The 21,425-nt window shown below is 71.9% G+C and carries 21 protein-coding genes and 1 riboswitch; of the genes, 14 read left to right on the forward strand and 7 right to left on the reverse strand.

All coding sequences use genetic code 11. The annotated features are described in order from the left end of the window. The first annotated feature begins 179 nt into the window (after positions 1 to 179). The 10 genes from AB0C99_RS33860 to AB0C99_RS33905 all read left to right on the forward strand — a co-directional run bounded on the left by AB0C99_RS33860 (position 180) and on the right by AB0C99_RS33905 (position 10,254). Positions 180 to 788 carry a CDP-alcohol phosphatidyltransferase family protein gene (locus AB0C99_RS33860; RefSeq protein WP_362483405.1) on the forward strand — a complete coding sequence of 203 codons (609 nt, stop codon included), beginning with the start codon at positions 180 to 182 and terminating at the stop codon, positions 786 to 788. Positions 789 to 904: 116 nt separating this feature from the next. Continuing rightward, positions 905 to 3,400, forward strand: coding sequence for a mannose-1-phosphate guanyltransferase (locus AB0C99_RS33865; protein ID WP_362483407.1), 2,496 nt, complete (start codon positions 905 to 907; stop codon positions 3,398 to 3,400). A gap of 112 nt (positions 3,401 to 3,512) precedes the next feature. Continuing rightward, positions 3,513 to 4,445 (forward strand): DUF881 domain-containing protein, encoded by a 933-nt coding sequence (locus AB0C99_RS33870; RefSeq protein WP_362483408.1) that lies wholly within the window; start codon positions 3,513 to 3,515, stop codon positions 4,443 to 4,445. Then, the gene (locus AB0C99_RS33875) at positions 4,442 to 4,774 is read left to right on the forward strand and encodes a small basic family protein (RefSeq protein ID WP_015032176.1); all 333 of its coding nucleotides are present in this window, start codon (positions 4,442 to 4,444) and stop codon (positions 4,772 to 4,774) included. The genes AB0C99_RS33870 and AB0C99_RS33875 overlap by 4 nt, the downstream gene beginning before the upstream one ends. A gap of 5 nt (positions 4,775 to 4,779) precedes the next feature. Next, positions 4,780 to 5,679, forward strand: a complete 900-nt coding sequence (locus AB0C99_RS33880; RefSeq protein ID WP_362483410.1) for a DUF881 domain-containing protein — start codon at positions 4,780 to 4,782, stop codon at positions 5,677 to 5,679. A gap of 60 nt (positions 5,680 to 5,739) precedes the next feature. After that, positions 5,740 to 6,708, forward strand: coding sequence for an FHA domain-containing protein (locus tag AB0C99_RS33885; RefSeq protein ID WP_362483412.1), 969 nt, complete (start codon positions 5,740 to 5,742; stop codon positions 6,706 to 6,708). Positions 6,709 to 6,736: 28 nt separating this feature from the next. Next, positions 6,737 to 7,480 (forward strand): MerR family transcriptional regulator, encoded by a 744-nt coding sequence (locus AB0C99_RS33890; RefSeq protein ID WP_362483413.1) that lies wholly within the window; start codon positions 6,737 to 6,739, stop codon positions 7,478 to 7,480. A gap of 53 nt (positions 7,481 to 7,533) precedes the next feature. Then, positions 7,534 to 8,007 (forward strand): bifunctional nuclease family protein, encoded by a 474-nt coding sequence (locus tag AB0C99_RS33895; protein WP_362483415.1) that lies wholly within the window; start codon positions 7,534 to 7,536, stop codon positions 8,005 to 8,007. Between the two features lie 182 nt (positions 8,008 to 8,189). Next, positions 8,190 to 8,801 (forward strand): MerR family transcriptional regulator, encoded by a 612-nt coding sequence (locus AB0C99_RS33900; protein WP_362483417.1) that lies wholly within the window; start codon positions 8,190 to 8,192, stop codon positions 8,799 to 8,801. A 58-nt stretch (positions 8,802 to 8,859) separates the two neighbouring features. After that, positions 8,860 to 10,254 (forward strand): DNA polymerase IV, encoded by a 1,395-nt coding sequence (locus tag AB0C99_RS33905; protein WP_362483419.1) that lies wholly within the window; start codon positions 8,860 to 8,862, stop codon positions 10,252 to 10,254. Positions 10,255 to 10,345: 91 nt separating this feature from the next. Here the strand turns inward: AB0C99_RS33905 and AB0C99_RS33910 are convergent, their stop codons facing one another. Further along, positions 10,346 to 10,729, reverse strand: a complete 384-nt coding sequence (locus AB0C99_RS33910) for a PRC-barrel domain-containing protein (protein WP_362483420.1) — start codon at positions 10,727 to 10,729, stop codon at positions 10,346 to 10,348. A 113-nt stretch (positions 10,730 to 10,842) separates the two neighbouring features. Then, positions 10,843 to 10,941: riboswitch (glycine riboswitch) on the forward strand. A gap of 180 nt (positions 10,942 to 11,121) precedes the next feature. Between AB0C99_RS33910 and gcvP the strand changes: the two genes are divergently transcribed. After that, positions 11,122 to 14,007: an aminomethyl-transferring glycine dehydrogenase gene (gcvP, locus tag AB0C99_RS33915; protein WP_362483422.1), complete on the forward strand. Its 2,886-nt coding sequence runs from the start codon at positions 11,122 to 11,124 to the stop codon at positions 14,005 to 14,007. Positions 14,008 to 14,083: 76 nt separating this feature from the next. Here gcvP and AB0C99_RS33920 read toward each other — a convergent pair whose 3' ends face one another. Both AB0C99_RS33920 and AB0C99_RS33925 read right to left on the reverse strand, forming a co-directional pair. Continuing rightward, positions 14,084 to 14,290, reverse strand: a complete 207-nt coding sequence (locus AB0C99_RS33920) for a DUF5999 family protein (protein ID WP_362483423.1) — start codon at positions 14,288 to 14,290, stop codon at positions 14,084 to 14,086. Between the two features lie 305 nt (positions 14,291 to 14,595). Beyond that, positions 14,596 to 15,195, reverse strand: coding sequence for a hypothetical protein (locus AB0C99_RS33925; RefSeq protein WP_362483425.1), 600 nt, complete (start codon positions 15,193 to 15,195; stop codon positions 14,596 to 14,598). Between the two features lie 483 nt (positions 15,196 to 15,678). Between AB0C99_RS33925 and AB0C99_RS33930 the strand changes: the two genes are divergently transcribed. Together AB0C99_RS33930 and AB0C99_RS33935 are read left to right on the forward strand one after the other, a co-directional pair. Then, entirely contained in the window at positions 15,679 to 17,187 is a 1,509-nt protein-coding gene (locus AB0C99_RS33930; RefSeq protein ID WP_362483427.1) for a glutamate--cysteine ligase, read from the forward strand. 75 nt (positions 17,188 to 17,262) lie between these two features. Continuing rightward, positions 17,263 to 18,054, forward strand: coding sequence for a type II CAAX endopeptidase family protein (locus AB0C99_RS33935; protein WP_362483465.1), 792 nt, complete (start codon positions 17,263 to 17,265; stop codon positions 18,052 to 18,054). 89 nt (positions 18,055 to 18,143) lie between these two features. Here AB0C99_RS33935 and AB0C99_RS33940 read toward each other — a convergent pair whose 3' ends face one another. Both AB0C99_RS33940 and AB0C99_RS33945 read right to left on the reverse strand, forming a co-directional pair. Then, a complete protein-coding gene (locus tag AB0C99_RS33940) occupies positions 18,144 to 18,953 on the reverse strand; it encodes a PhzF family phenazine biosynthesis protein (RefSeq protein ID WP_362483428.1) in 810 nt (269 codons plus the stop codon). A 156-nt stretch (positions 18,954 to 19,109) separates the two neighbouring features. Next, positions 19,110 to 19,790 carry a class I SAM-dependent methyltransferase gene (locus AB0C99_RS33945; RefSeq protein WP_362483430.1) on the reverse strand — a complete coding sequence of 227 codons (681 nt, stop codon included), beginning with the start codon at positions 19,788 to 19,790 and terminating at the stop codon, positions 19,110 to 19,112. Positions 19,791 to 19,982: 192 nt separating this feature from the next. Between AB0C99_RS33945 and AB0C99_RS33950 the strand changes: the two genes are divergently transcribed. Next, positions 19,983 to 20,594 carry a PadR family transcriptional regulator gene (locus AB0C99_RS33950; RefSeq protein ID WP_362483432.1) on the forward strand — a complete coding sequence of 204 codons (612 nt, stop codon included), beginning with the start codon at positions 19,983 to 19,985 and terminating at the stop codon, positions 20,592 to 20,594. 73 nt (positions 20,595 to 20,667) lie between these two features. Here the strand turns inward: AB0C99_RS33950 and AB0C99_RS33955 are convergent, their stop codons facing one another. Next, positions 20,668 to 21,096 (reverse strand): SRPBCC family protein, encoded by a 429-nt coding sequence (locus AB0C99_RS33955; protein WP_362483433.1) that lies wholly within the window; start codon positions 21,094 to 21,096, stop codon positions 20,668 to 20,670. A 69-nt stretch (positions 21,097 to 21,165) separates the two neighbouring features. Then, positions 21,166 to 21,378, reverse strand: a complete 213-nt coding sequence (locus AB0C99_RS33960; protein ID WP_046912024.1) for a hypothetical protein — start codon at positions 21,376 to 21,378, stop codon at positions 21,166 to 21,168. Positions 21,379 to 21,425 lie beyond the last annotated feature (47 nt).

Consider the following 21,425-nt stretch of genomic DNA (forward strand, 5'->3'; position numbering starts at 1 on the left):
ACTGCAGGGGGGACCCTGTGGGAGAGTAGGACGCCGCCGAACAATCATTGTGGGAAAGCCCCGCACCTTATGGTGCGGGGCTTTTCTGCGTTCCGGGGTCCCCCTGTGCATCCGCACCTCGTGGCTGAGGGTAAGGTCATGGGGCACATCGTCAACTCGCTCGCACAGGAGGCCCCCGGGTGGAGGTCCAGGAGACTCGCGTTCAGACAGACCGGGTCCTCACCATCCCCAACATCCTCAGCATGGCCCGCCTGGTCGGCGTGCCGCTCTTCCTGTGGTTGATCCTCCGGCCTGTGTTCGGCGGTCCCAACAGCGACGGCTGGGCCCTGCTCGTCCTGGCGCTGAGCGGCGTCAGCGACTATCTCGACGGGAAGCTCGCCCGGCGCTGGAATCAGATCAGCAACCTCGGCAGGCTGCTCGATCCTGCCGCCGATCGGCTGTACATCCTTTCCACGCTCGTGGGCCTCACCTGGCGCGAGATCCTGCCGCTGTGGCTCACCGCCGTCCTTTTGGCGCGCGAGCTGATGCTGCTGGTCGCCGTGGCCGTTCTCCGCCGGCACGGGTATCCGCCGCCGCAGGTGAACTTCCTCGGGAAAGCTGCCACTTTCAACTTGATGTACGCGTTCCCGTTGCTGCTGCTCAGTGACGGAACGGGCTGGCTATCGTCACTCGCTGAAGTTTTCGGGTGGGCCTTCGCCGGATGGGGTACAACTCTGTATTGGTGGGCAGGGATCCTCTACGTGGTCCAGGTCCGTCGACTCGTGAAGGCGGATACCGCGGCCGATTGAGCCCGTCCGTCCCTTGCCGTGCAGCGTCGCCGGCAGGAACGAGGACGCCCGAGGGCCCGACAGCGGACAGGTGAGGTCGGCAGGACCGTCGTCTCTTCAAGGAGGACGCTTCCGACATGAAGGCCGTCGTGATGGCCGGTGGCGAGGGCACCCGCCTGCGCCCCATGACCTCGAGTATGCCCAAGCCTCTTCTGCCGGTCGCCAACCGGCCGATCATGGAGCACGTCCTGCGACTGCTCAAGAGGCACGGTCTCACCGAGACCGTCGTGACCGTGCAATTCCTCGCCTCCCTCGTCCGGAATTACTTCGGGGACGGCGAAGAGCTCGGAATGGAGCTCACGTACGCGAACGAGGAGAAGCCGCTCGGTACCGCGGGGAGTGTGAAGAATGCCGAGGAGGCGTTGAAGGACGACGCCTTCGTCGTCATCTCGGGGGACGCACTCACCGATTTCGACCTCAGTGATCTGATCGCCTTCCACAAGGAGAAGGGCGCCCTCGTCACGGTCTGCCTGACCAGGGTGCCCAATCCGCTGGAATTCGGCATCACGATCGTCGACGAGGAAGGAAAGGTCGAACGATTCCTGGAGAAGCCGACCTGGGGGCAGGTCTTCTCGGACACGGTGAACACGGGCATCTACGTCATGGAGCCCGAAGTCTTCGACTACGTCGAACCGGATGTCCCCGTCGACTGGTCGGGTGATGTCTTTCCGCAGTTGATGAAGGAGGGCAAGCCCGTCTACGGGTATGTCGCCGAGGGCTACTGGGAGGACGTGGGCACCCACGAGAGCTATGTGAAGGCCCAGGCGGACGTCCTGGAGGGCAAGGTCCAGGTCGACATCGACGGCTTCGAGATCTCCCCTGGTGTCTGGGTCGCCGAAGGGGCCGAGGTCCATCCCGACGCCGTGCTGCGCGGGCCGCTGTACATCGGCGACTACGCGAAGGTCGAGGCCGGCGCCGAGGTCCGCGAGCACACCGTGATCGGCTCCAACGTCGTGGTGAAGAGCAGTGCCTTCCTGCACAAGGCCGTCATCCACGACAACGTCTACGTCGGGCCGCAGAGCAATCTGCGCGGCTGTGTCATCGGGAAGAACACCGATGTCATGCGGGCCGCCCGGATCGAGGACGGGGCCGTCATCGGGGACGAGTGCCTGATCGGCGAGGAGTCGATCGTGCAGGGCAACGTCCGGGTGTACCCGTTCAAGACCATCGAGGCCGGCGCCTTCGTCAACACCTCGGTCATCTGGGAGTCCCGCGGGCAGGCGCACCTGTTCGGCGCGCGCGGGGTCTCCGGCATCCTCAACGTGGAGATCACGCCCGAGCTGGCCGTGCGGCTGGCCGGTGCCTATGCCACGACGCTGAAGAAGGGCGCGACGGTCACCACCGCGCGCGACCACTCGCGCGGCGCGCGGGCGCTCAAGCGGGCGGTGATCTCCGCCCTGCAGGCCAGCGCCATCGACGTACGCGACCTGGAGAACGTACCGCTGCCCGTGGCGCGGCAGCAGACCGCGCGGGGGAGTGCCGGCGGGATCATGGTGCGGACCTCACCGGGTGTGCCGGACTCGCTCGACATCATGTTCTTCGACGAGCGGGGAGCCGACCTGTCGCAGGCCGGGCAGCGGAAGCTGGACCGGGTCTTCGCGCGTCAGGAGTACCGGCGGGCGTTCCCCGGGGAGATCGGCGACCTGTCCTTCCCGGCCAGCGTCTTCGACTCGTACACCGGCTCGCTGCTGCGGAACGTGGACACGACAGGGATCGCCGAGGCGGGACTGAAGGTCGTCGTGGACGCGTCCAACGGCAGCGCGGGGCTCGTGCTGCCGAGCCTGCTCGGGCGGCTCCAGGTCGACTCGCTGACGATCAACCCCGGTCTGGACGAGTCCAGGCCGACCGAGTCGGCGGAGAGCCGGCGGGCCGGGCTGGTGCGGCTCGGGGAGATCGTGGCGTCCGCGCGGGCGGCGTTCGGGGTGCGTTTCGACCCGGTGGGTGAGCGGCTCTCGCTGGTCGACGAGCGCGGTCGGATCATCGAGGACGACCGGGCGCTGCTGGTGCTGCTCGACCTGGTGGCCGCCGAGCGGCGGTCCGGTCGGGTCGCGCTGCCGGTGACGACCACGCGGATCGCCGAGCAGGTCGCCGCGTACCACGGCACGCAGGTGGAGTGGACGACGACCTCGCCGGACGACCTCACGAGGGTCGGGCGCGAGGAGTCGACGATCTTCGGCGGGGACGGCCGGGGCGGATTCATCGTGCCGGAGTTCAGCTCCGTCTTCGACGGGGCGGCGGCGTTCGTCCGGCTGATCGGCCTGGTGGCGCGGACCCAGCTGACCCTGAGCCAGATCGACGCGCGGATCCCGCGGGCCCATGTGCTGAAGCGGGACATCCCGACGCCGTGGGCGGTGAAGGGCCTGGTCATGCGCCGGGTGGTGGAGGCGGCCGGGGACCGGTCCGTGGACACCACCGACGGCGTGCGGGTGGTGGAGGCCGACGGGCGCTGGGTGATGGTGCTGCCCGACCCGGCGGAGGCCGTCACCCATCTGTGGGCGGAGGGTCCCGACGACGCTTCCGCGCAGGCCCTGCTCGACGAGTGGGCGGCGGTCGTCGAGAGCGCAGGTCACTAGGGGGAGGCGGGACCCGCGGGGCCCGTGGGGCCGGGAGGCGGCTTCGGTCGCCTCCCGGCCCGGCGGTGGGGCCATTCGGCGGTAGGCCGTGCGACGTGCGACGATGTGCGGCATGTCGCAGCAGCCCCCCGTTCGGAGCACAGGATCACCGCCTCCGCGCCCGGACGCGTCCATGTCGCTGCTGAACAACGTGATCGACCACGCGCTGGACGACGGGTACGCGGAGGCGTCGGCCCGTCGTGCCGCCGAGGGCGGCGGGATGCCCCGGACGATCCGGGCGAAGCTCGGTCTTGCGGCCGGGCTGGTGCTCGCGGCGGCCGTGGTGACGCTGGGCGCGGCCGAGGCGCGGGTGTCCGCGCCGGTCGTGGCCAAGGAGCGGCAGGACCTGATCGACCGGATCGAGTCGGAGACCTCCGTCGCGGACAAGCTGGAGCAGGACATCGAGCGGCTGCGCGGCGAGGTCGGCGAGCGGCAGCGGAAGGCGCTGGAGCAGCACGGCGGCGACCAGGGCGAGCTGGTGGCGCTGCTGTCGGGGGCGACCCCGGTGCACGGGCCCGGCGTGAAGCTGGTCGTGGACGACGCCAAGGGCGCCTCGGACGGGGGCGGTGGCGGGCCGCGGGAGAGCGCGGGCTTCTCGGACACCGGGCGGGTGCGCGACCGTGACATGCAGCGGATCGTGAACGGGCTGTGGGAGTCGGGCGCGGAGGCCGTGTCGATCAACGGGCAGCGGCTGACCGCGCTGTCGGCGATCCGGGCGGCGGGCGACGCCATACTGGTCGACAACAAGCCGCTGGTGCCGCCGTACACCGTGCTCGCCGTCGGGGACGGGCAGCGGCTGAGCACCGCGTTCCAGGACAGCGCCGACGGCCAGTACCTGCACGCGCTGCAGGAGAACTTCGGGATCCGCACGAGCATCTCGGCCGAGGGCGACGTCCGTCTGCCGGCCGCGCCGAGCCTGATCGTACGTACAGCAGAGCCGAGGGGAGCCGGGGCGGCCAAGACCGCCGGGCGGGCCGCGGCCGAGACAGGGAAGGGCACATCTTGATCGCCGTACTGGGCCTGATCGTGGGCGTCGTGGTCGGACTTCTGGTCCGGCCCGAGGTTCCCGCGGTGGTCGAGCCCTATCTTCCGATCGCCGTGGTCGCCGCCCTGGACGCGGTCTTCGGCGGGCTGCGGGCCATGCTCGACGGGATCTTCGTCGACAAGGTCTTCGTGGTGTCGTTCCTGTCGAACGTGGTCGTGGCGGCGCTGATCGTCTTCCTCGGCGACAAGCTGGGCGTGGGCGCGCAGCTGTCGACGGGTGTGGTCGTCGTCCTCGGTATCCGGATCTTCTCCAACGCGGCCGCCATCCGGCGGCACGTGTTCCGGGCGTGAGGCCGATGAACGAGCAGGACAGGCCGGAGCGGCCGGACGGGCCCGACGGGCGGGGCGGGGGTGCCGAGGGTGGCGCTCCGCGCCCGGAGGGGCCCGGGGTCCCGCCGCGTGCCTCGGTGCCGCTGCCGCCCGTGGCCCCGCCGCCGGCCGCCGAGCCGCCGCCGGCGGCGCCCGCGAAGCCGGAGGTGTCCGGGCGGCAGCGGCTCGCCGCGAGCCTGTGGCCGCCCCGGGTGACCCGGGCCCAACTGGTCGTGGCGCTGCTGCTGTTCGTGCTGGGTCTCGGGCTGGCCATCCAGGTGCGGTCCACCAGCGACAACAGCGCGCTGCGGGGGGCCCGCCAGGAGGACCTGGTGCGCATCCTCGACGAGCTCGACGACCGCACCCAGCGGCTGGAGGACGAGAAGACGCGTCTCGACCGGCAGCGCTCGGAGCTGGAGTCCAGCTCGGACCAGGCGGAGGAGGCCCGTAAGCAGACGCAGGAGAAGCAGCACCAGCTGGGCATCCTGGCCGGTACGGTCGCCGCCGAGGGGCCGGGCATCACGCTGACGATCACGGACGCGAGCGGCGCGATCGAGTCGGACATGCTGCTCGACGCGATCCAGGAGCTGCGGGCGGCCGGCGCGGAGGCGATCCAGGTGGACGGTGTGCGGGTCGTGGCGGACAGCTACTTCTCGGGAAGCGGCAATGACATGCGGATCGATGGAACGAAGGTGGCCGCTCCGTACGTCTTCAAGGTCATCGGCAAGCCGGAGGATCTGGAGCCCGCGCTCAACATCCCCGGCGGTGTCGTCCAGACATTGGAGAAGGAGCAGGCCACGGCCACGGTGCAGCGTTCCGGGAAGATCGTCGTCGACGCCTTGCGGCCTGCGAAGCGGCCTGACTACGCTCAGTCGTCCTCGCAGTGAGGCGGGGGCGATGAGGGTCACGCGACAAGCGCAGGAAGTTGCGGGGGGTCGCCGCACCACATGGGTGGTGCGTGGTGGAAACTGTCGAGTGGTCACGGACGTTGTGAAGATGTCCGGGTCGGCAGGTGTGTTGAGTCAGGGTTCGTCCTGCCCCACGGGCGGGTCTGTTTCGGTCAAGGGGAATCGCCCGTGAAGTGGTTTGCGAAGTTGTTCGGCAAGAGCGCAAGCGAGGACGGCGGCAGCGCCAGGCATCGCGCGCCGCGCCACGCCCAGAGCGAGGAACAGGGCGGCGAGCGCCCGCTCTTCCGCGATGAGGTCGGCGGCCGGGGCGGTGACATTCCGGGCGTACAGGGCGCGTCTTCTGTTGACCCCGCCGGTGCCGCGCGCATAGGTTTCGGAGAACCATCAACCTCAGGTACGGGTGGAGGGTTTGTGCCCGACCCGTACGCGACACAGACCTCCGCGGGTCAGCCGCGGCAGGAGGGCGCGGCCATGCCGGTGTGTACGAGGTGCGGTCACCGCAACACGGCGGACAGCCGTTTCTGCTCCCACTGCGGTGCGCCGCTGCGGGGCGGGGTGGTGCCGGAGCGTGCCTCCGAGACCACCTCGACGATCTCCATCTCGGGGCTGGAAGCCTACGACGCGGAGGTCACCGGGCAGACCGCGCTCCCGTCGCTGTCGGCCGAGGCGCTGGCGGCGGTCGAGGCCCTGCCGGGCGGCGCGGCGCTGCTGATCGTGCGTCGCGGCCCCAACTCGGGCAGCCGCTTCCTCCTGGACGGCGAGCTGACGACGGCCGGGCGGCACCCGCAGAGCGACATCTTCCTGGACGACGTGACCGTGTCGCGTCGCCACGTGGAGTTCCGCCGGCAGCCGGACGGCACCTTCACGGTGGCGGACGTCGGCAGCCTCAACGGCACCTATGTCAACCGCGAGCAGATCGACGCGAACTCGGTCGTTCTGTCCAACGGGGACGAGGTGCAGATCGGCAAGTACCGGCTCGTGTTCTTCGCGAGCCAGCGGGGCGTGTGACGCTCCGGAGAACCTTCAGGGAAGGTCCATGCTGCGAACACCGACGGGCGGCGCCGGACACGGCGCCGCCGCCGCGGGCGAGCTGGTCAGCATCGGCACGGTGCTGAACCACCTGCGCGACGAGTTTCCCGAAGTGACGATCTCCAAGATCCGGTTCCTGGAGGCCGAGGGGCTGGTCGAGCCCCAGCGGACGGCCTCCGGGTACCGGAAGTTCAGTCCGCGGGACGTGGAGCGGCTCGCCCAGATCCTGCGGATGCAGCGGGACCACTACCTCCCGCTGAAGGTCATCCGCGAGCACCTGGACGCCCTGGAGCGGGGGGAGCAGGTCAAGCTGCCCTCCCCGAGCGCGCAGCGGGATCTGCTGGACGGGGCCTGGGACGCGGACGGCGAGCGGCCCACCGCGGCCCGGCTCGGGCGCGCGGAGCTGCTCGCGGCGGCGGAGGTCACCGAGGTCGAGCTGGTCGAGTGGGAGTCGTACGGGCTGATCGCCCCGGTCGACGACGGCGGCGGCTACGACGCCGAGACGGTGACGGTCGCCAAACTGGTGGCGGATCTGGGGAGATTCGGTCTGGAGCCGCGGCATCTGCGGGCCGTCAAGGCGGCGGCCGAGCGCGAGGCCGGGCTGATCGAACAGATGGTCGCACCGCTGCGGCGGCACCGCAATCCGCAGACCAGGGCCCATGCCGAGGCGACCGCGAAGGAGCTCGCCGGACTCTCCGTACGGCTGCACGCGGCACTGGTCCAGACCGCGCTGGGGCTGCGGCCGCAGTGATCGGCGGACGGCCCGACTACCCAAACCGGTCGGGCACGTCCTAGGGTTGCTGTGTGAACGAGCTCGACGTTGTGGGTGTCCGGGTGGAAATGCCCTCCAACCAGCCGATCGTGCTCCTGCGTGAAGTGGGAGGCGATCGGTACCTCCCCATCTGGATCGGACCGGGTGAGGCGACCGCGATCGCCTTCGCCCAGCAGGGCATGGCCCCCGCCAGGCCGCTGACGCACGACCTCTTCAAGGACGTGCTGGAGGCCGTGGGGCAGGAGCTGTCCGAGGTCCGCATCACGGATCTGCGTGACGGGGTCTTCTACGCCGAGCTGGTGTTCGCCAGCGGGGTGGAGGTGAGCGCCCGGCCGTCCGACGCGATAGCCCTGGCGCTGCGCACCGGGACGCCGATCTACGGCAGCGACGGGGTGCTGGACGACGCGGGGATCGCGATTCCGGACGAGCAGGAGGACGAGGTGGAGAAGTTCCGCGAGTTCCTCGACCAGATCTCGCCCGAGGACTTCGAGACCGGCAGCCAGTAGGCCCGCGCGGCCGTGGCCGCGGGCCGTTTTCGGCACATTCGGATAGCCTTACCCCGGAGAGGGGCACGTGAAACCACTCTCAGGGTGATTATCACTCGGCGTGCCGAGTGTGGCGATCGTTGACGCACCCCGAGTGACTGCCTACCTTCGAGTGGGCAGGTCAAGGACGGAGGGTCGGCGTGATGAGCAGCGGCGACGGTACGGCAGGGGGCTTCCTGGGGCGTGCCCCCGGGGAGAAGGGCCCGTATCCGCTTCACGGCAGTGTGGGCGACCTCGGCGGGGACGTGAGCGCCGCCCCTGAGGAGATCGGCTACCGCGGCCCCACGGCCTGTGCGGCGGCCGGGATCACCTACCGGCAACTGGACTACTGGGCCCGTACGGGGCTGGTCGAGCCGAGCGTGCGGCCCGCCTACGGGTCCGGGACGCAGCGGCTGTACAGCTTCCGGGACGTCGTCGTCCTCAAGATCGTCAAGCGCTTCCTGGACACCGGGGTGGCGCTCCAGAACATCCGGGCGGCCGTGCAGCACCTGCGGCGGCGGGGCTTCAGCGACCTGGAGCGGATGACGCTCATGAGCGACGGCGCCACGGTGTACGAGTGCTCCTCGCCGGACGAGGTCGTGGACCTGCTCCAGGGCGGCCAGGGCGTCTTCGGCATCGCCGTCGGCGTGGTCTGGCGGGACGTCGAGTCGGCGCTGTCGCAGCTGCACGGCGAGCGGATCGACACGGGCGAGACGCTGATCGGGCACAACCCCACGGACGAGCTGGCGCGCCGCCGGCGGGACCGCGCGGTCTGACCGGCCCGGCGGCCTCGCCGCCGCCCCGTTGTCAGTGCCGTAGGGCAGCATCGGAGGCGTGAGAGCCGCGCCCACCATCCTGCATCTCGACATGGACGCCTTCTTCGCCGCGGCGGAGCAGGCGTCGAAGCCGAGCCTGCGCGGGAAGCCGGTGGTCGTGGGGGGCCTGGGGCCGCGCGGGGTGGTGGCGACGGCCTCGTACGAGGCGCGGCGCTTCGGGGTGCACTCGGCGATGCCCATGGCGCAGGCGCGGCGGCTCGCGCCGAACGCGGCGTATCTGGTGCCGCGCTTCGCCTTCTACCGGGCGATCAGCGGGCAGGTCATGGAGCTGCTCGGGCGGCTGTCGCCGCTGGTCGAGCCGCTCAGCCTGGACGAGGCGTTCGTGGACCTGGAGGCCGGCGGGGTCGCCGACGACAGCGCGGGCGCGCGGGCGGCGGGGGAGCGGCTGCGGCGGGACATCCTGGCGACGACGGGGCTGACCGGCTCGGTCGGGCTCGCCGGGTCGAAGATGCTGGCCAAGATCGCCTCGGAGGAGGCCAAGCCGGACGGGCTCGTGCTGATCGAGCCGGGGACCGAGCGGGAGCTGCTGGGGCCGCGGTCGGTGCGGATCATCCCGGGTGTCGGGCCGGCCACCGGGGAGCATCTGCGGCGGGCCGGGATCACGACGGTCGCCGAGGTGGTCGAGGCGGGCGAGGACGAGCTCGTACGGCTGCTGGGGCGGGCGCACGGCGGCTCGCTGTATCTGATGGCCCTCGGGCACGACGACCGGCCCGTGGTGGCCGAGCGCGACGCCAAGTCGGTCTCCGTGGAGGACACCTTCGCCGTGGACCTGCACGACCGGCTGCGGATCCGGCTGGAGGTGGAGCGGCTGGCCGAGCGGTGCGTGGCGCGGCTGCGGGCCTCGGGGCACTCGGGGCGGACGATCGTGCTCAAGGTGCGGCGCTACGACTTCTCGACGCTGACCCGGTCCGAGACGCTGCGGGGGCCGACGGACGACCCGGTGGTGGTGCGGGAGGCGGCGGCGCGGCTGCTCGACCTGGTGGACACCACGGGCGGGGTGCGGCTGCTCGGGGTCGGGGTCAGCGGGCTGGCCGACTACACGCAGGAGGACCTGTTCGCGCAGGCCGAGGCGGACGCCCGGGCGGCGGCGGAGGCGCGCGCGGAGGAGGCAGGGGCCGCCGCGGGGGAGGCTCCCGAGGGCGCGGCGGGCGCGGGGCCGGCCGAGGCCGCGCCGGTGACCGCCGGGGCGGCCGACGGCGCCGAGCGGGAGTGGGCGCCGGGGCGGGACGTGCGGCACGCGGAGTACGGGGCCGGGTGGGTGCAGGGCAGCGGGCTCGGGCGGGTCACCGTGCGCTTCGAGGAGCCGTGGGCGGCGGTGCCGGGGCGGGTGCGGACGTTCTCGGTGGACGATCCGGCGCTGGAGCCCTCGGAGCCGCTGCCGCTGGTGCGGTAGGGCGGGCCCGCCCGGACCGCGTGGCGCGGGCGGGGCCCTTGGACGGAGGGGAAGGGAGGGGGAGGGGAGGGGGAGGGGAGGGGGAGGGGATCTAGGGGTTCTGGGTGTCCTCCTGGCCCGCCAGGCGGCCGAAGTCACGGGACGGGGTGTCCTGGGGCGGGGGAGGCAGGGCGAGGCTGTAGTGCCGGTAGAGCTGGAGTTCCTGTTCGGGGGAGAGGTGGCGGCCCACGCCGAAGTCGGGGGCGTCCTTGATCAGGGCCCGCTCATAGGGGATGTGGAGGCCGCCGCTCACCAGCTCGCTCGGCTCCAGGGGGACGAACGCGTCGCGGCTGAACAGGCCGGTGCGCACGGCGGCCCATTCGGGGACGCCCGTCGCGTCGTCCAGGTACACCTCGTCCACGGTCCCGATCTTGTGTCCGTTCCGGTCGAACGCCTTGCGGCCGATCAGGCTGCGCGGATCGATATCGGTCTGCACGGTCCCTCCAACTGGTCGCAACTGCTCTACACCCCTACGAAAGTGCACAACTGGGATGTCGGCCACTTGAGCGACTACAGGCTCAACCGCGCTGGTAGGCTGGCTGTGGCTGTCGACCCTGCGCGGGAGAGTCCACCGAAGAAACCTTTCGGGGGCGCCGAAGGAGCAAATCCTCCCCGGAATCTCTCAGGCCCCTGTACCGCGTGGACGAGGTCACTCTGGAAAGCAGGGCGGGCGTCGACGGCATCCGCTCTCACCGACGGTGAAAGCCGGTCCTGCCCTCGGGCATGGCCGGTGAAGCTCTCAGGTTGAGATGACAGAGGGGGAGGCCGTCCGGGCACCCGCGCCGTGGTGCCCCTCGCAGGTCGTGACGACCAGGAGGCCCCCGCAGCATGACCGCCAACCGCATTCCGCTCTCCGAGCTCGAGCAGGGCATTCCCTTCGAGCAGCGGCACATCGGGCCCGACACCGAGGCGCGGGCGAAGATGCTCGCCCAGGTCGGGTACGGCTCCCTCGACGAGCTGACGGCCGCGGCCGTGCCGGACGTCATCAAGAACGCCGAGGCGCTCGGCCTGCCCGCCGCCCGCACCGAGGCCGAGGTCCTCGCCGAGCTGCGCGAACTCGCCGACCGCAACCAGGTCCTGGCCCCGATGATCGGCCTCGGCTACTACGGCACCTTCACCCCGCCGGTCATCCTGCGCAACGTCATGGAGAACCCGGCCTGGTACACGGCCTACACGCCGTACCAGCCGGAGATCTCGCAGGGCCGCCTGGAGGCCCTGCTGAACTTCCAGACCATGGTCGCCGACCTCACCGGCCTGCCCACCTCCGGCGCCTCGCTGCTCGACGAGGGCACCGCCGCCGCCGAGGCCATGGCGCTGTCCCGCCGCGTCGGCAAGGTGAAGAACGGCGTCTTCCTCGTCGACGCCGACGCCCTGCCGCAGACCATCGCCGTCATCGAGACCCGCGCCGAGCCCACCGGGGTCGAGGTCGTCGTCGCCGACCTGTCGGCCGGTGTCCCCGCCGAGATTGCCGAGCGCGGCGTCTTCGGCGTGCTGCTCCAGTACCCGGGCGCCTCCGGTGCCGTCCGCGACATCAAGCCGGTCATCGACCAGGCCCACGAGCTCGGCGCGATCGTCACCGTCGCCGCCGACCTGCTCGCGCTGACCCTGCTGGCCTCGCCCGGCTCGCTCGGCGCCGACATCGCCGTCGGCACCACCCAGCGCTTCGGCGTCCCGATGGGCTTCGGCGGCCCGCACGCCGGCTACATGGCCGTCCAGGACAAGCACGCCCGCTCGCTCCCCGGCCGCCTCGTCGGCGTCTCCGTCGACGCCGACGGCAACCGGGCCTACCGCCTGGCCCTGCAGACCCGCGAGCAGCACATCCGCCGCGAGAAGGCCACCAGCAACATCTGCACCGCCCAGGTGCTCCTCGCCGTCATGGCCGGCATGTACGCCGTCTACCACGGCCCCGAGGGCCTCAAGGGGATCGCGCGCCGCACCCACCGGTACGCCGCCGTCCTCGCCGCCGGGCTGCGCGCCGGGGGCGTCGAGCTCACCCAGGGCGCCTTCTTCGACACCCTGACCGCCCGCGTGCCGGGCCGCGCCGACGCCGTCGTCGCCGTCGCCCGCGAGGCCGGGGTCAACCTCCACCGCGTCGACGCGGACCACGTGTCGATGTCCTGCGACGAGACCACCACCCGCGGCACGCTCGCCGTCGTCTGGACCGCCTTCGGCGTCACCGGCGACGTCGAGGCCCTGGACGCCGCCACCGAGGACGCGCTGCCCGCCGACGCGCTCCGCGCGGACGCGTTCCTGACCCACCCGGTCTTCCACGCGCACCGCTCCGAGACCTCGATGCTGCGCTACCTGCGCCGCCTCTCGGACCGCGACTACGCGCTCGACCGCGGCATGATCCCGCTCGGCTCCTGCACCATGAAGCTGAACGCGACCACCGAGATGGAGTCGGTGACCTGGCCCGAGTTCGGCCAGATGCACCCCTTCGCCCCGGTCGAGCAGGCTGGCGGCTACCTCACGCTCATCACCGAGCTGGAGGAGCGCCTCGCCGAGGTCACCGGCTACGACAAGGTCTCCATCCAGCCGAACGCCGGCTCCCAGGGCGAGCTCGCCGGCCTGCTGGCCGTGCGCGCCTACCACCGCGCCAACGGCGACCTGCAGCGCACCGTCTGTCTCATCCCGTCCTCCGCGCACGGCACCAACGCCGCCTCCGCGGTGATGGCCGGCATGAAGGTCGTCGTCGTCAAGACCGCCGACGACGGCGAGGTGGACGTCGCCGACCTGCGCGCCAAGATCGAGCAGTACCGCGACGAGCTCTCCGTGCTGATGATCACGTACCCCTCGACGCACGGCGTCTTCGAGGAGCACGTCGCCGACATCTGCGCCGAGGTCCACGAGGCCGGCGGTCAGGTGTACGTCGACGGCGCCAACCTCAACGCGCTGGTCGGCCTCGCCAAGCCGGGCAAGTTCGGCGGCGACGTCTCGCACCTGAACCTGCACAAGACCTTCTGCATCCCGCACGGCGGCGGCGGCCCGGGTGTCGGCCCGGTCGGCGTCCGCGCCCACCTCGCCCCGTACCTGCCGAACCACCCGCTCCAGCCCACCGCGGGCCCGGAGACCGGTGTCGGCCCGATCTCGGCCGCCCCCTGGGGCTCCGCCGGCATCCTGCCGATCTCCTGGTCGTACGTGCGCCTGATGGGCGGCGAGGGCCTCAAGCGCGCCACCCAGGTGGCCGTACTCGCGGCGAACTACATCGCCAAGCGCCTGGAGCCGCACTTCCCGGTGCTCTACACCGGCCCGGCCGGCCTGGTGGCCCACGAGTGCATCGTGGACCTGCGCCCGCTGTCGAAGGCGACGGGGGTCAGCGTCGACGACATCGCCAAGCGCCTGATCGACTACGGCTTCCACGCGCCGACCATGTCCTTCCCGGTGGCCGGCACGCTGATGATCGAGCCCACCGAGTCCGAGGACCTGGCCGAGCTCGACCGCTTCTGCGACACGATGATCGCGATCCGGGGCGAGATCGAGAAGGTCGCCTCCGGCGAGTGGCCCGCCGAGGACAACCCGCTGCGCAACGCCCCGCACACCGCGGCGGCGCTGGGCGGCGAGTGGAACCACCCGTACAGCCGTGACGAGGCCGTCTTCCCGGCCGGGGTCTCGGCCGCCGACAAGTACTGGCCGCCGGTGCGCCGCATCGACGGTGCCTTCGGCGACCGCAACCTGGTCTGCTCCTGCCCGCCGCTGGACGAGTACGACCACTGAGCGGGACCCCGAGCATGACGTGAGGGCCGGTCCGGAGTCTTCTCCGGGCCGGCCCTCGCCGTGTTCTCAGGGTGGCTCAGGCCGCCGTCGTCACGCTGGCCGCCGTCAGCGGCCGGTGCGGGGCGATGATCTGGCCGTCGGGCAGCAGCTCACCGGTGTCCTCGAAGAGCAGGACGCCGTTGCACAGCAGGCTCCAGCCCTGTTCCGGGTGGTGGGCCATGAGGCGGGCCGCCTCCCGGTCGGCGGAGTGGGCGGTGGGACAGGCGGGCTGGTGCTGGCACATGGGTGGGTTCTTTCGCTGCGTCGTGGTGGATGTCCTGCGGCTCTTCGGATGCATCGCCGCCCCCGTAGGTCGGTTCGGTTCCGGTCCAGTCTTGCCCCATGGACGGCGTTCCGCAGGTATTTCACGGCAGCTCGTCCTCTCCTGGGAAGACGCATCACCCTCAGGGGCGGTTCAGGTCAACTGCACCGTCCCTTCGGGGGGTTAGGGGTGGTCCGAGCGGGCTAGTCCGAACGGGAGGGGCGCTCGGACAGCAGTGCGCCCCGGGGCCGTCGGGCTCCCGGGGCGCGGGCCGAGCGTGGTGTGGATCAGGCGGGCGCCGCGGAGCCCAGCAGGGGCGGCGGCGCGAGGCGCAGGCTGAGCACGGGCAGGAGGTCGGCGACCCGGTAGGGGTGGTTGGCGGCGATCCCCGGGGGCGCGGGGGAGAGCGGCACCAGCAGGTCGGCCGGGCCGGGGGCGGCGGTGTGCCCGTCGGCGTCCGGGTCGGCGTGCAGCCACAGGGTCAGCATGTACAGCTCCGGCACCGAGAGCAGCCTCGGCTGGTACGGGGTGAGCAGCGCCTCGGCCTGGATCAGGGCCCGTTCGGTGGAGGAGACGTAGGGGCCCTCGAAGAAGTGCGAGAAGGACCAGCCGTCGGGCGTGAGCATGGTGTCCGCGGCGGCGATGGCGCGGTCCCCGCTCCTGATCAGGAAGCGCCAGCCGGCCAGCCGGGTGGGCGGCGGCGGGCCCGCCGGGCCGGTGGTGCCGGTGACGCCCAGCACGTGCACGGGCAGCGGCAGTTCGGGGCTCAGCGGTCCCTGCGCGGCTCGCAGTGCGGGGGTGCGGGCCTCACAGACGGCGGTCGGCGAGCCGAGGGCCGTGAGGACACTGCGAAGAGCCGGCGCGGGGGCCGGGGAGGGTCGGAGCATGGTGGGTCGCCTCTCACTCAGGAGACACGGTGACGCGTGGGCAGGTACGACGGCGCTGTCGGCGACGGGGCCAGAGGAGGGGGCCGTCGAGCTCATGGCCGGGCGCAACACTCTGCCTCGTTCACGGAGTTTATACGACACGTGTTCACACAGTGTTTCCGCTAGGCGGCGCCGATATTCCTGACAAGGAGTCATTCGGTCGTATTTCCAGGGTGATTCGGTGGAATGCCCGCGTCCGGCGGAACGCCTGCCTGCACTTTTCCGGAGGAGGGGGTCGGCCGAATCCCGATCCCTCCCCGCCGGACAATATGACTTTGGTATATGTCGATTGCCCGGTGCTCTCGGTCTCTGCCCCGAGAGATCCCGCTCACATTATCCGTCAACCGGTCCGTACCGCAGGCGTTATGGATCAGTCGGCTGGGCATCATGGACCGTGACGCTCACGGCCGTCGTCTCGGCCGCCACTCGGGGAGGGACCCTTCGATGGGGGAGAAGGTCGTGACGGACGGGTTCGGCCCGGCCGACCGACAGCGCTACCGCCGAAAGCTGCAGCAGTGTCTCGCGGGACTCGCGAGGCTCCTGGCGGAGAAACGGTTCGACAAGCCCCGCAATCTCATGGGCATGGAGATCGAACTCAATCTCGCAGGCGCGGACGGCCTGCCCAGGATGCTCAACGCGCCGGTGCTGGACCGTATCGCGAGTCCCGATTTCCAGACCGAACTCGGATTGTTCAACCTGGAAGTGAACATCGCTCCGCACCGGCTCGGCGGCCACGTTTTCGACCGGCTCGCCGAGGAGCTCAGGACCGGGCTCGGATATGCCGACCGCAAGGCCGCCGAAGTCGGCGCCGGGGTCGTCATGATCGGCATCCTGCCGACCCTCACCCACGGGGACGCGGTCCTGGAGAACCTCTCCGCCGCCGACCGCTACAAGCTGCTGAACGACCAGATCCTCGTCGCGCGCGGGGAGGACTTCACCCTCGACATCCACGGGGTGGAGCGGCTGCTCTGCACCTCCGCCTCCATCGTCCCGGAGGCCGCCTGCACCTCGGTGCAGCTGCACCTCCAGGTGACCCCGCCGCGCTTCCCGGCCGTGTGGAACGCGGCGCAGGCCATCGCCGGGGTGCAGATAGCCGTCGGCGCCAACGCGCCCTTCCTCTTCGGCCGGGAGCTGTGGCGGGAGTCCCGGCCGCCGCTGTTCACCCAGGCCACCGACACCCGGACGCCGGAGCTCCAGGCGCAGGGGGTGCGCCCGCGGACCTGGTTCGGGGAGCGCTGGGTGGACTCGGCGTACGACCTCTTCGAGGAGAACCTGCGCTACTTCCCGGCGCTGCTGCCGCTGTGCGACGACGAGGACCCGCTGCGCGTGCTCGACGAGGGCGGGGTGCCGAAGCTCCAGGAGCTCGTGCTGCACAACGGCACGGTCTACCGCTGGAACCGGCCCGTGTACGGCTGGGTCGACGGCGTCCCGCACCTGAGGGTGGAGAACCGGGTGCTGCCGGCCGGCCCCACGGTCACCGACGTCGTCGCCAACGCCGTCTTCTACTACGGGCTGGTGCGGGCGCTCGCGGACGACTCGCGGCCGGTGTGGAAGCGGATGGCGTTCCAGGACGCCGAGCACAACTTCGACACCGCCTGCCGCCACGGCATCGAGGCCGAGCTGCGCTGGCCGCGCTCCGGGCGCTCGGGCGGGCTCACGACCGTACCGGCGGTGAAACTGGTCCTCGACGAGCTGCTGCCGCTGGCCGCCGCGGGGCTCGACGCCTGGCACGTGGAGCCCCGGGACCGGGACTTCTACCTCGGCGTGATCGAGGAGCGCTGCCGACGGCGGGTCAACGGGGCCTCGTGGCAGGCCGACACCTTCCACCAGGCGCTGGACTCCGGGCTCGCGCGGGAGGCGGCGCTGGTGGCGACCACCCGCCGCTACCGGGAGCTGATGCTGACCGGGGAGCCCGTGCACAACTGGCCCGTGGGGGTGGAGCGCGCCTCCTAGGCCACGCCCTGGGTAGGGTTCCCGTACCCGGGTCGCTGTGGGGAATGGGAGACAGGTGTGGTGTCGGAGCAACGAGTGGTGGACGCCTTCCCGCCCCCGGAGGGGCTTCCGCGCCGGGTGCTGCGCGACGAGACGCTGATCGTCCTCGCGCTGTCGCTCGGCGCGAGCGGGGTCTCCGCGCTCATCAGCTTCATCGGCTCGCTCACCAAGCCGGGCGCGCTGAAGGACCAGGCCGCCACGCTCAACGGCTCCTACGCGCCGGGGCGGCCCTGGCTCGACCTGTCCTGGCAGCTGTTCGGCATCGCGAGCGCGCTGGTCCCGGTCGTCCTCGTCGCCCACCTGCTGCTGCGCGAGGGCGCCGCCACGCGCGGGCTGCGGGCGATCGGCTTCGACCGGACCCGGCCGTGGCCGGACCTGGGGCGCGGGGCGCTCGTCGCGGCCGGGATCGGCAGCGCGGGGCTCGCCTTCTACATCGGGGCGCGGGCGTCCGGCTTCAACCTCACGGTGGTGCCCGAATCGCTGCCGGACGTGTGGTGGAAGTACCCGGTGCTGGTGCTGTCGGCGATCCAGAACTCCGTACTGGAGGAGGTCATCGTCGTCGGCTATCTGCTGCGCCGGCTGGACCAGCTCGGCTGGTCGCCGCGGGCCTCGATGGCGGCGAGCGCGCTGCTGCGCGGCTCGTACCACCTGTACCAGGGGATCGGCGGCTTCATCGGCAACGCCGTGATGGGCGTGGTCTTCGTGTGGCTGTACCGGCGCTGGGGGCGGGTGGGGCCGCTGGTGGTCGCGCACGCGCTGCTCGACATCGTGGCCTTCGTCGGGTACGGGCTGCTCGCCGGGAAGGTGGGCTGGCTGCCGACGCCGTGAGGCCGGTGGACCACGGCGAAGACGAAGGCGAAGACGGAGAGGGGCGTACGGCACGGGCCGTACGCCCCTCTGCGTGTGTCCGGGGCCGTTCAGCCGCGCAGTTCGCCGTCGATGACGGTGACCGCGCGGCCGGTCAGGAGGGTGCGCTCGCCGCGCAGCCGGGTGCCGACCAGGCCGGTGCGGGCGCCGCCCTGGAAGCCGGTCAGCTCCTCGCGGCCGAAGCGGGCGGACCAGTACGGCGCGAGGGCGGTGTGGGCGCTGCCGGTCACCGGGTCCTCGTCGATGCCGACGGCGGGGAAGAAGCCGCGCGAGACGAACTGGTAGGCGCCCTCGGGCCGGTCGGCGATCGCGGTGGCGATGATGCCCCGCCGGGACAGCCGGGCCAGCGCGGCGAAGTCCGGGGCGAGGGCGCGCACGGCCGCCTCGTCGCGGAGCTCCACGAGCAGGTCGCCGATGTGCGCGGCGGTGTCGTGCACGGCGAGGGGCTCGGCGCCGAGCGCCTCCGCCAGGCCCTCGGGGGCGTCCACGGGGGTGAGCGAGGAGGTCGGGAAGTCCATCGTGATGCCGCCGTCGGCCGCCGCGGTGGCGCTGAGGATCCCGCAGCGGGCCGCGAAGCGGACGGTGCCGGTGGCGGCGCCGGTGGTGTGCAGGACGTGCGCGGTGGCCAGGGTGGCGTGGCCGCACATGTCCACCTCGGTGGTGGGGGTGAACCAGCGCAGCGCCCAGTCGGCCTCGCCGCCCGGCGGCAGCGGGTGGGCGAAGGCGGTCTCGGAGAGGTTGACCTCGGCGGCCACCCGCTGGAGCCAGGCGTCCTCCGGGAAGGAGTCGAGGAGCAGGACTCCGGCGGGGTTGCCGGAGAAGGGCCGGCCGGTGAAGGCGTCGACGATACGAATCCGCATGAGCCGGACCGTACCCGAGCGGCGAAAGCCCAGGCCAAGGCCAATCCGGGAGCACTGGACCGGTCGGGCCGCGCCGCCCGCCCGCTCGGTCGTCGGGCGGCGGTCGGGCCGCGCCGCCCGCTCGGTGGTCGGGTGGCGCGGCCGTGGGCCCGGGGCTCAGCGCAGCCGTCGGGCGCGCAGCACCACGTCGTCGGCGTGGTGCGCGCCGGCGCCGCCTTCGGGGACCACGCGGGGCCGCTGCTCGTCGACCTCCACCTTCCAGTCGTCGGTGAGCAGGGCGGCGACCATCGCTGGCCAGACGTAGTCGGCCGGGTCGAAGCCGCTCTCGTGCGCCTCCCGGGTTTCCATCCCCGCGTGGTGGACGAGCAGCAGCACGCCGCCGGGCGCGACGGCCGCGAGCAGCGCCCGCTCGGCCGAGGCGTCCGGGGTGCGCGGCAGGGCCGGATACTGCGCGGAGACCAGGTCGAAGGAGGCCGGCGGGAGCGCCGCCTCCGTCAGCCCGGCGTGCACCCAGCGGACGTCGACACCTGCGTCCCGCGCGTGCCCGGCCGCCCGCTCCAGGGCGACGCCCGAGACTTCGAGGGCCGTCACGTCCCAGCCGCCGCGGGCGAGCCAGACGGCGTCGGCGCCCTCGCCGCAGCCGACGTCGAGCACCCGCCCGGGCGCGAGCCCGGCGACCTCGGCCACGAGCGCGCCGTTGGGCCGGCCGCTCCAGAGCTGCTGCCGGTCGGCGTACCGGCCGTCCCACTCGGCCCGCGCCGCGGGGTCTCCGACGTAGCCGTCGCCGGACAGGAAGGTGCCGGATGCGGGCGGTCCCGCGGTGATGTCGTCGCTCATGGCGCCAAGGTCCCCCCTCGCCGCCCGGCCGGGCCACTTCTGTTGCCGCTTCGGCAAACGGCGCGCCCGGGTGGGCGCGTCGTCGCAGGTGGGAGGTCTTTTTCGGTCGAGTGTTGCTTAACGAACTGTTCCGATATATCGTTGAGGCATCGCGACAGTTCAACGATGAATCTCGACGGAAGGAGCGTTGCGATGCGTACCTATGGACATGAGCACGGTCACGGACACGGTCACCGCGGACCCGGACCTCGTGGTGAATTCGAAGGGCGCCGCGCCGCCTTCGGGCCCTTCGGGCCCGGGTTCGGCGGCGGACCCTGGGGCGGCGGCGGTTTCGGCGGGCGGGGGCGCGGCGGAGGCCGCGGCCGGGCGCGCCGGGGTGACGTGCGCGCCTCGATCCTGGCGCTGCTGAAGGACCGCCCGATGCACGGCTACGAGATGATCCAGGAGATCGTCGAGCGCAGCGGCGGGGCCTGGAAGCCCAGCCCCGGTTCGGTCTACCCGACCCTCCAGATGCTGGAGGACGAGGGGCTGATCGGCAGCGAGAGCGAGGGCGGCAAGAAGCTGTTCACGCTCACCGACGCGGGCCGGGCCGAGGCCGAGTCGGGGCCCGAGGCCCCGTGGGAGGAGGCCGGGCGCGGCGTCGACTGGGAGGCCGTGAACGAGATCCGGCAGGCCGGCTTCGGCCTGATGGAAGCCTTCGGGCAGGTCTGGAAGACCGGCACGCCCGACCAGCGGCAGAAGGCCGTGGAGGTCATCAACGAGGCCCGCAAGAAGCTGTACCTGATCCTCGCCGACGAGCGCTGAGGCGCCGCCCGGAAGGGACGAAGGGCCCCGCGGCCGTGTGCCGCGGGGCCCTTCGCGCGTACGGAGCGTCCGGTCAGGCGACCAGGCCGGCCAGTTTGCGCAGCGACTCCGTGAGCGCCGCCGTGGCCGAGTCCTTGAGCTTGCCCGCCATCAGGGAGACGGCCGCACCCGTGAACTCCCCGTCGATCCGTACCGTGGTGGCCCCGCCGTCGGCGGCCAGGGCGTAGCGGGTGCCGACCGTCACGCCCATCGGGCCCTTGCCGCGGATCGCGAGCACCCGGCCCGTCTCCAGCTCCTCCACCGTCCAGGTCACCTCGGCGGGGAAGCCCATCAGCTTCATGTTCTCGGCGAAGGTCGCGCCCGCCTCCAGGGAGGCCGGGCCGCCGTTCGGGAAGTTCGTGTGGGTGGCGTTCCACTTCCCGTACGAGTCGAAGTCGGTGAGCTGCGCCCACACCTTCTCGGCCGGAGCCTCGATCCGTGCCTCCGCGCTGACCTCGGCCATGCGACCACCCCTTCACGCGTACCTGTCGGCTTTCGGTGTCGCGGAACGTAGCCCCGGCGGCGCCAACATTCAATACTGATGAACCGTCAGTTCTGCGGTCTCGTCGCCGATCCACCAGATCTGCGCGGAGTCGAAGAGATCCGAGACGCGCGGCCCGCCGCTCTCGTCGTGGCAGTGGAAGGCGGCCCAGAAGAGGTCGGCCGGCAGCGCCGCCCGCGGTGCGTACACGCGGTAGACGTACTGCCGCCCGTCGAGCGCGAGGAGAGCCACCATCCAGAACATGCCTGGAGGACGATACGGGACGCCCCCGTGGTTGCGTCCGGGGCGGA

The sequence above is a fragment of the Streptomyces sp. NPDC048659 genome (assembly GCF_040650575.1).
Taxonomy (GTDB): domain Bacteria; phylum Actinomycetota; class Actinomycetes; order Streptomycetales; family Streptomycetaceae; genus Streptomyces.

What these genes read in the sequence shown, in the direction of transcription:
- AB0C99_RS33865 (WP_362483407.1), top strand. Translation starts at nt 905, where the DNA reads ATGAAGGCCGTCGTGATGGCCGGTGGCGAGGGCACCCGCCTGCGCCCC.
- AB0C99_RS33870 (WP_362483408.1), top strand. Translation starts at nt 3,513, where the DNA reads ATGTCGCAGCAGCCCCCCGTTCGGAGCACAGGATCACCGCCTCCGCGC.
- AB0C99_RS33880 (WP_362483410.1), top strand. Translation starts at nt 4,780, where the DNA reads ATGAACGAGCAGGACAGGCCGGAGCGGCCGGACGGGCCCGACGGGCGG.
- AB0C99_RS33885 (WP_362483412.1), top strand. Translation starts at nt 5,740, where the DNA reads ATGGGTGGTGCGTGGTGGAAACTGTCGAGTGGTCACGGACGTTGTGAA.
- AB0C99_RS33890 (WP_362483413.1), top strand. Translation starts at nt 6,737, where the DNA reads ATGCTGCGAACACCGACGGGCGGCGCCGGACACGGCGCCGCCGCCGCG.
- AB0C99_RS33900 (WP_362483417.1), top strand. Translation starts at nt 8,190, where the DNA reads ATGAGCAGCGGCGACGGTACGGCAGGGGGCTTCCTGGGGCGTGCCCCC.
- gcvP (WP_362483422.1), top strand. Translation starts at nt 11,122, where the DNA reads ATGACCGCCAACCGCATTCCGCTCTCCGAGCTCGAGCAGGGCATTCCC.
- AB0C99_RS33920 (WP_362483423.1), bottom strand. Translation starts at nt 14,290, where the DNA reads ATGTGCCAGCACCAGCCCGCCTGTCCCACCGCCCACTCCGCCGACCGG.
- AB0C99_RS33925 (WP_362483425.1), bottom strand. Translation starts at nt 15,195, where the DNA reads ATGCTCCGACCCTCCCCGGCCCCCGCGCCGGCTCTTCGCAGTGTCCTC.
- AB0C99_RS33930 (WP_362483427.1), top strand. Translation starts at nt 15,679, where the DNA reads ATGGGGGAGAAGGTCGTGACGGACGGGTTCGGCCCGGCCGACCGACAG.
- AB0C99_RS33940 (WP_362483428.1), bottom strand. Translation starts at nt 18,953, where the DNA reads ATGCGGATTCGTATCGTCGACGCCTTCACCGGCCGGCCCTTCTCCGGC.
- AB0C99_RS33945 (WP_362483430.1), bottom strand. Translation starts at nt 19,790, where the DNA reads ATGAGCGACGACATCACCGCGGGACCGCCCGCATCCGGCACCTTCCTG.
- AB0C99_RS33950 (WP_362483432.1), top strand. Translation starts at nt 19,983, where the DNA reads ATGCGTACCTATGGACATGAGCACGGTCACGGACACGGTCACCGCGGA.
- AB0C99_RS33955 (WP_362483433.1), bottom strand. Translation starts at nt 21,096, where the DNA reads ATGGCCGAGGTCAGCGCGGAGGCACGGATCGAGGCTCCGGCCGAGAAG.
- AB0C99_RS33960 (WP_046912024.1), bottom strand. Translation starts at nt 21,378, where the DNA reads ATGTTCTGGATGGTGGCTCTCCTCGCGCTCGACGGGCGGCAGTACGTC.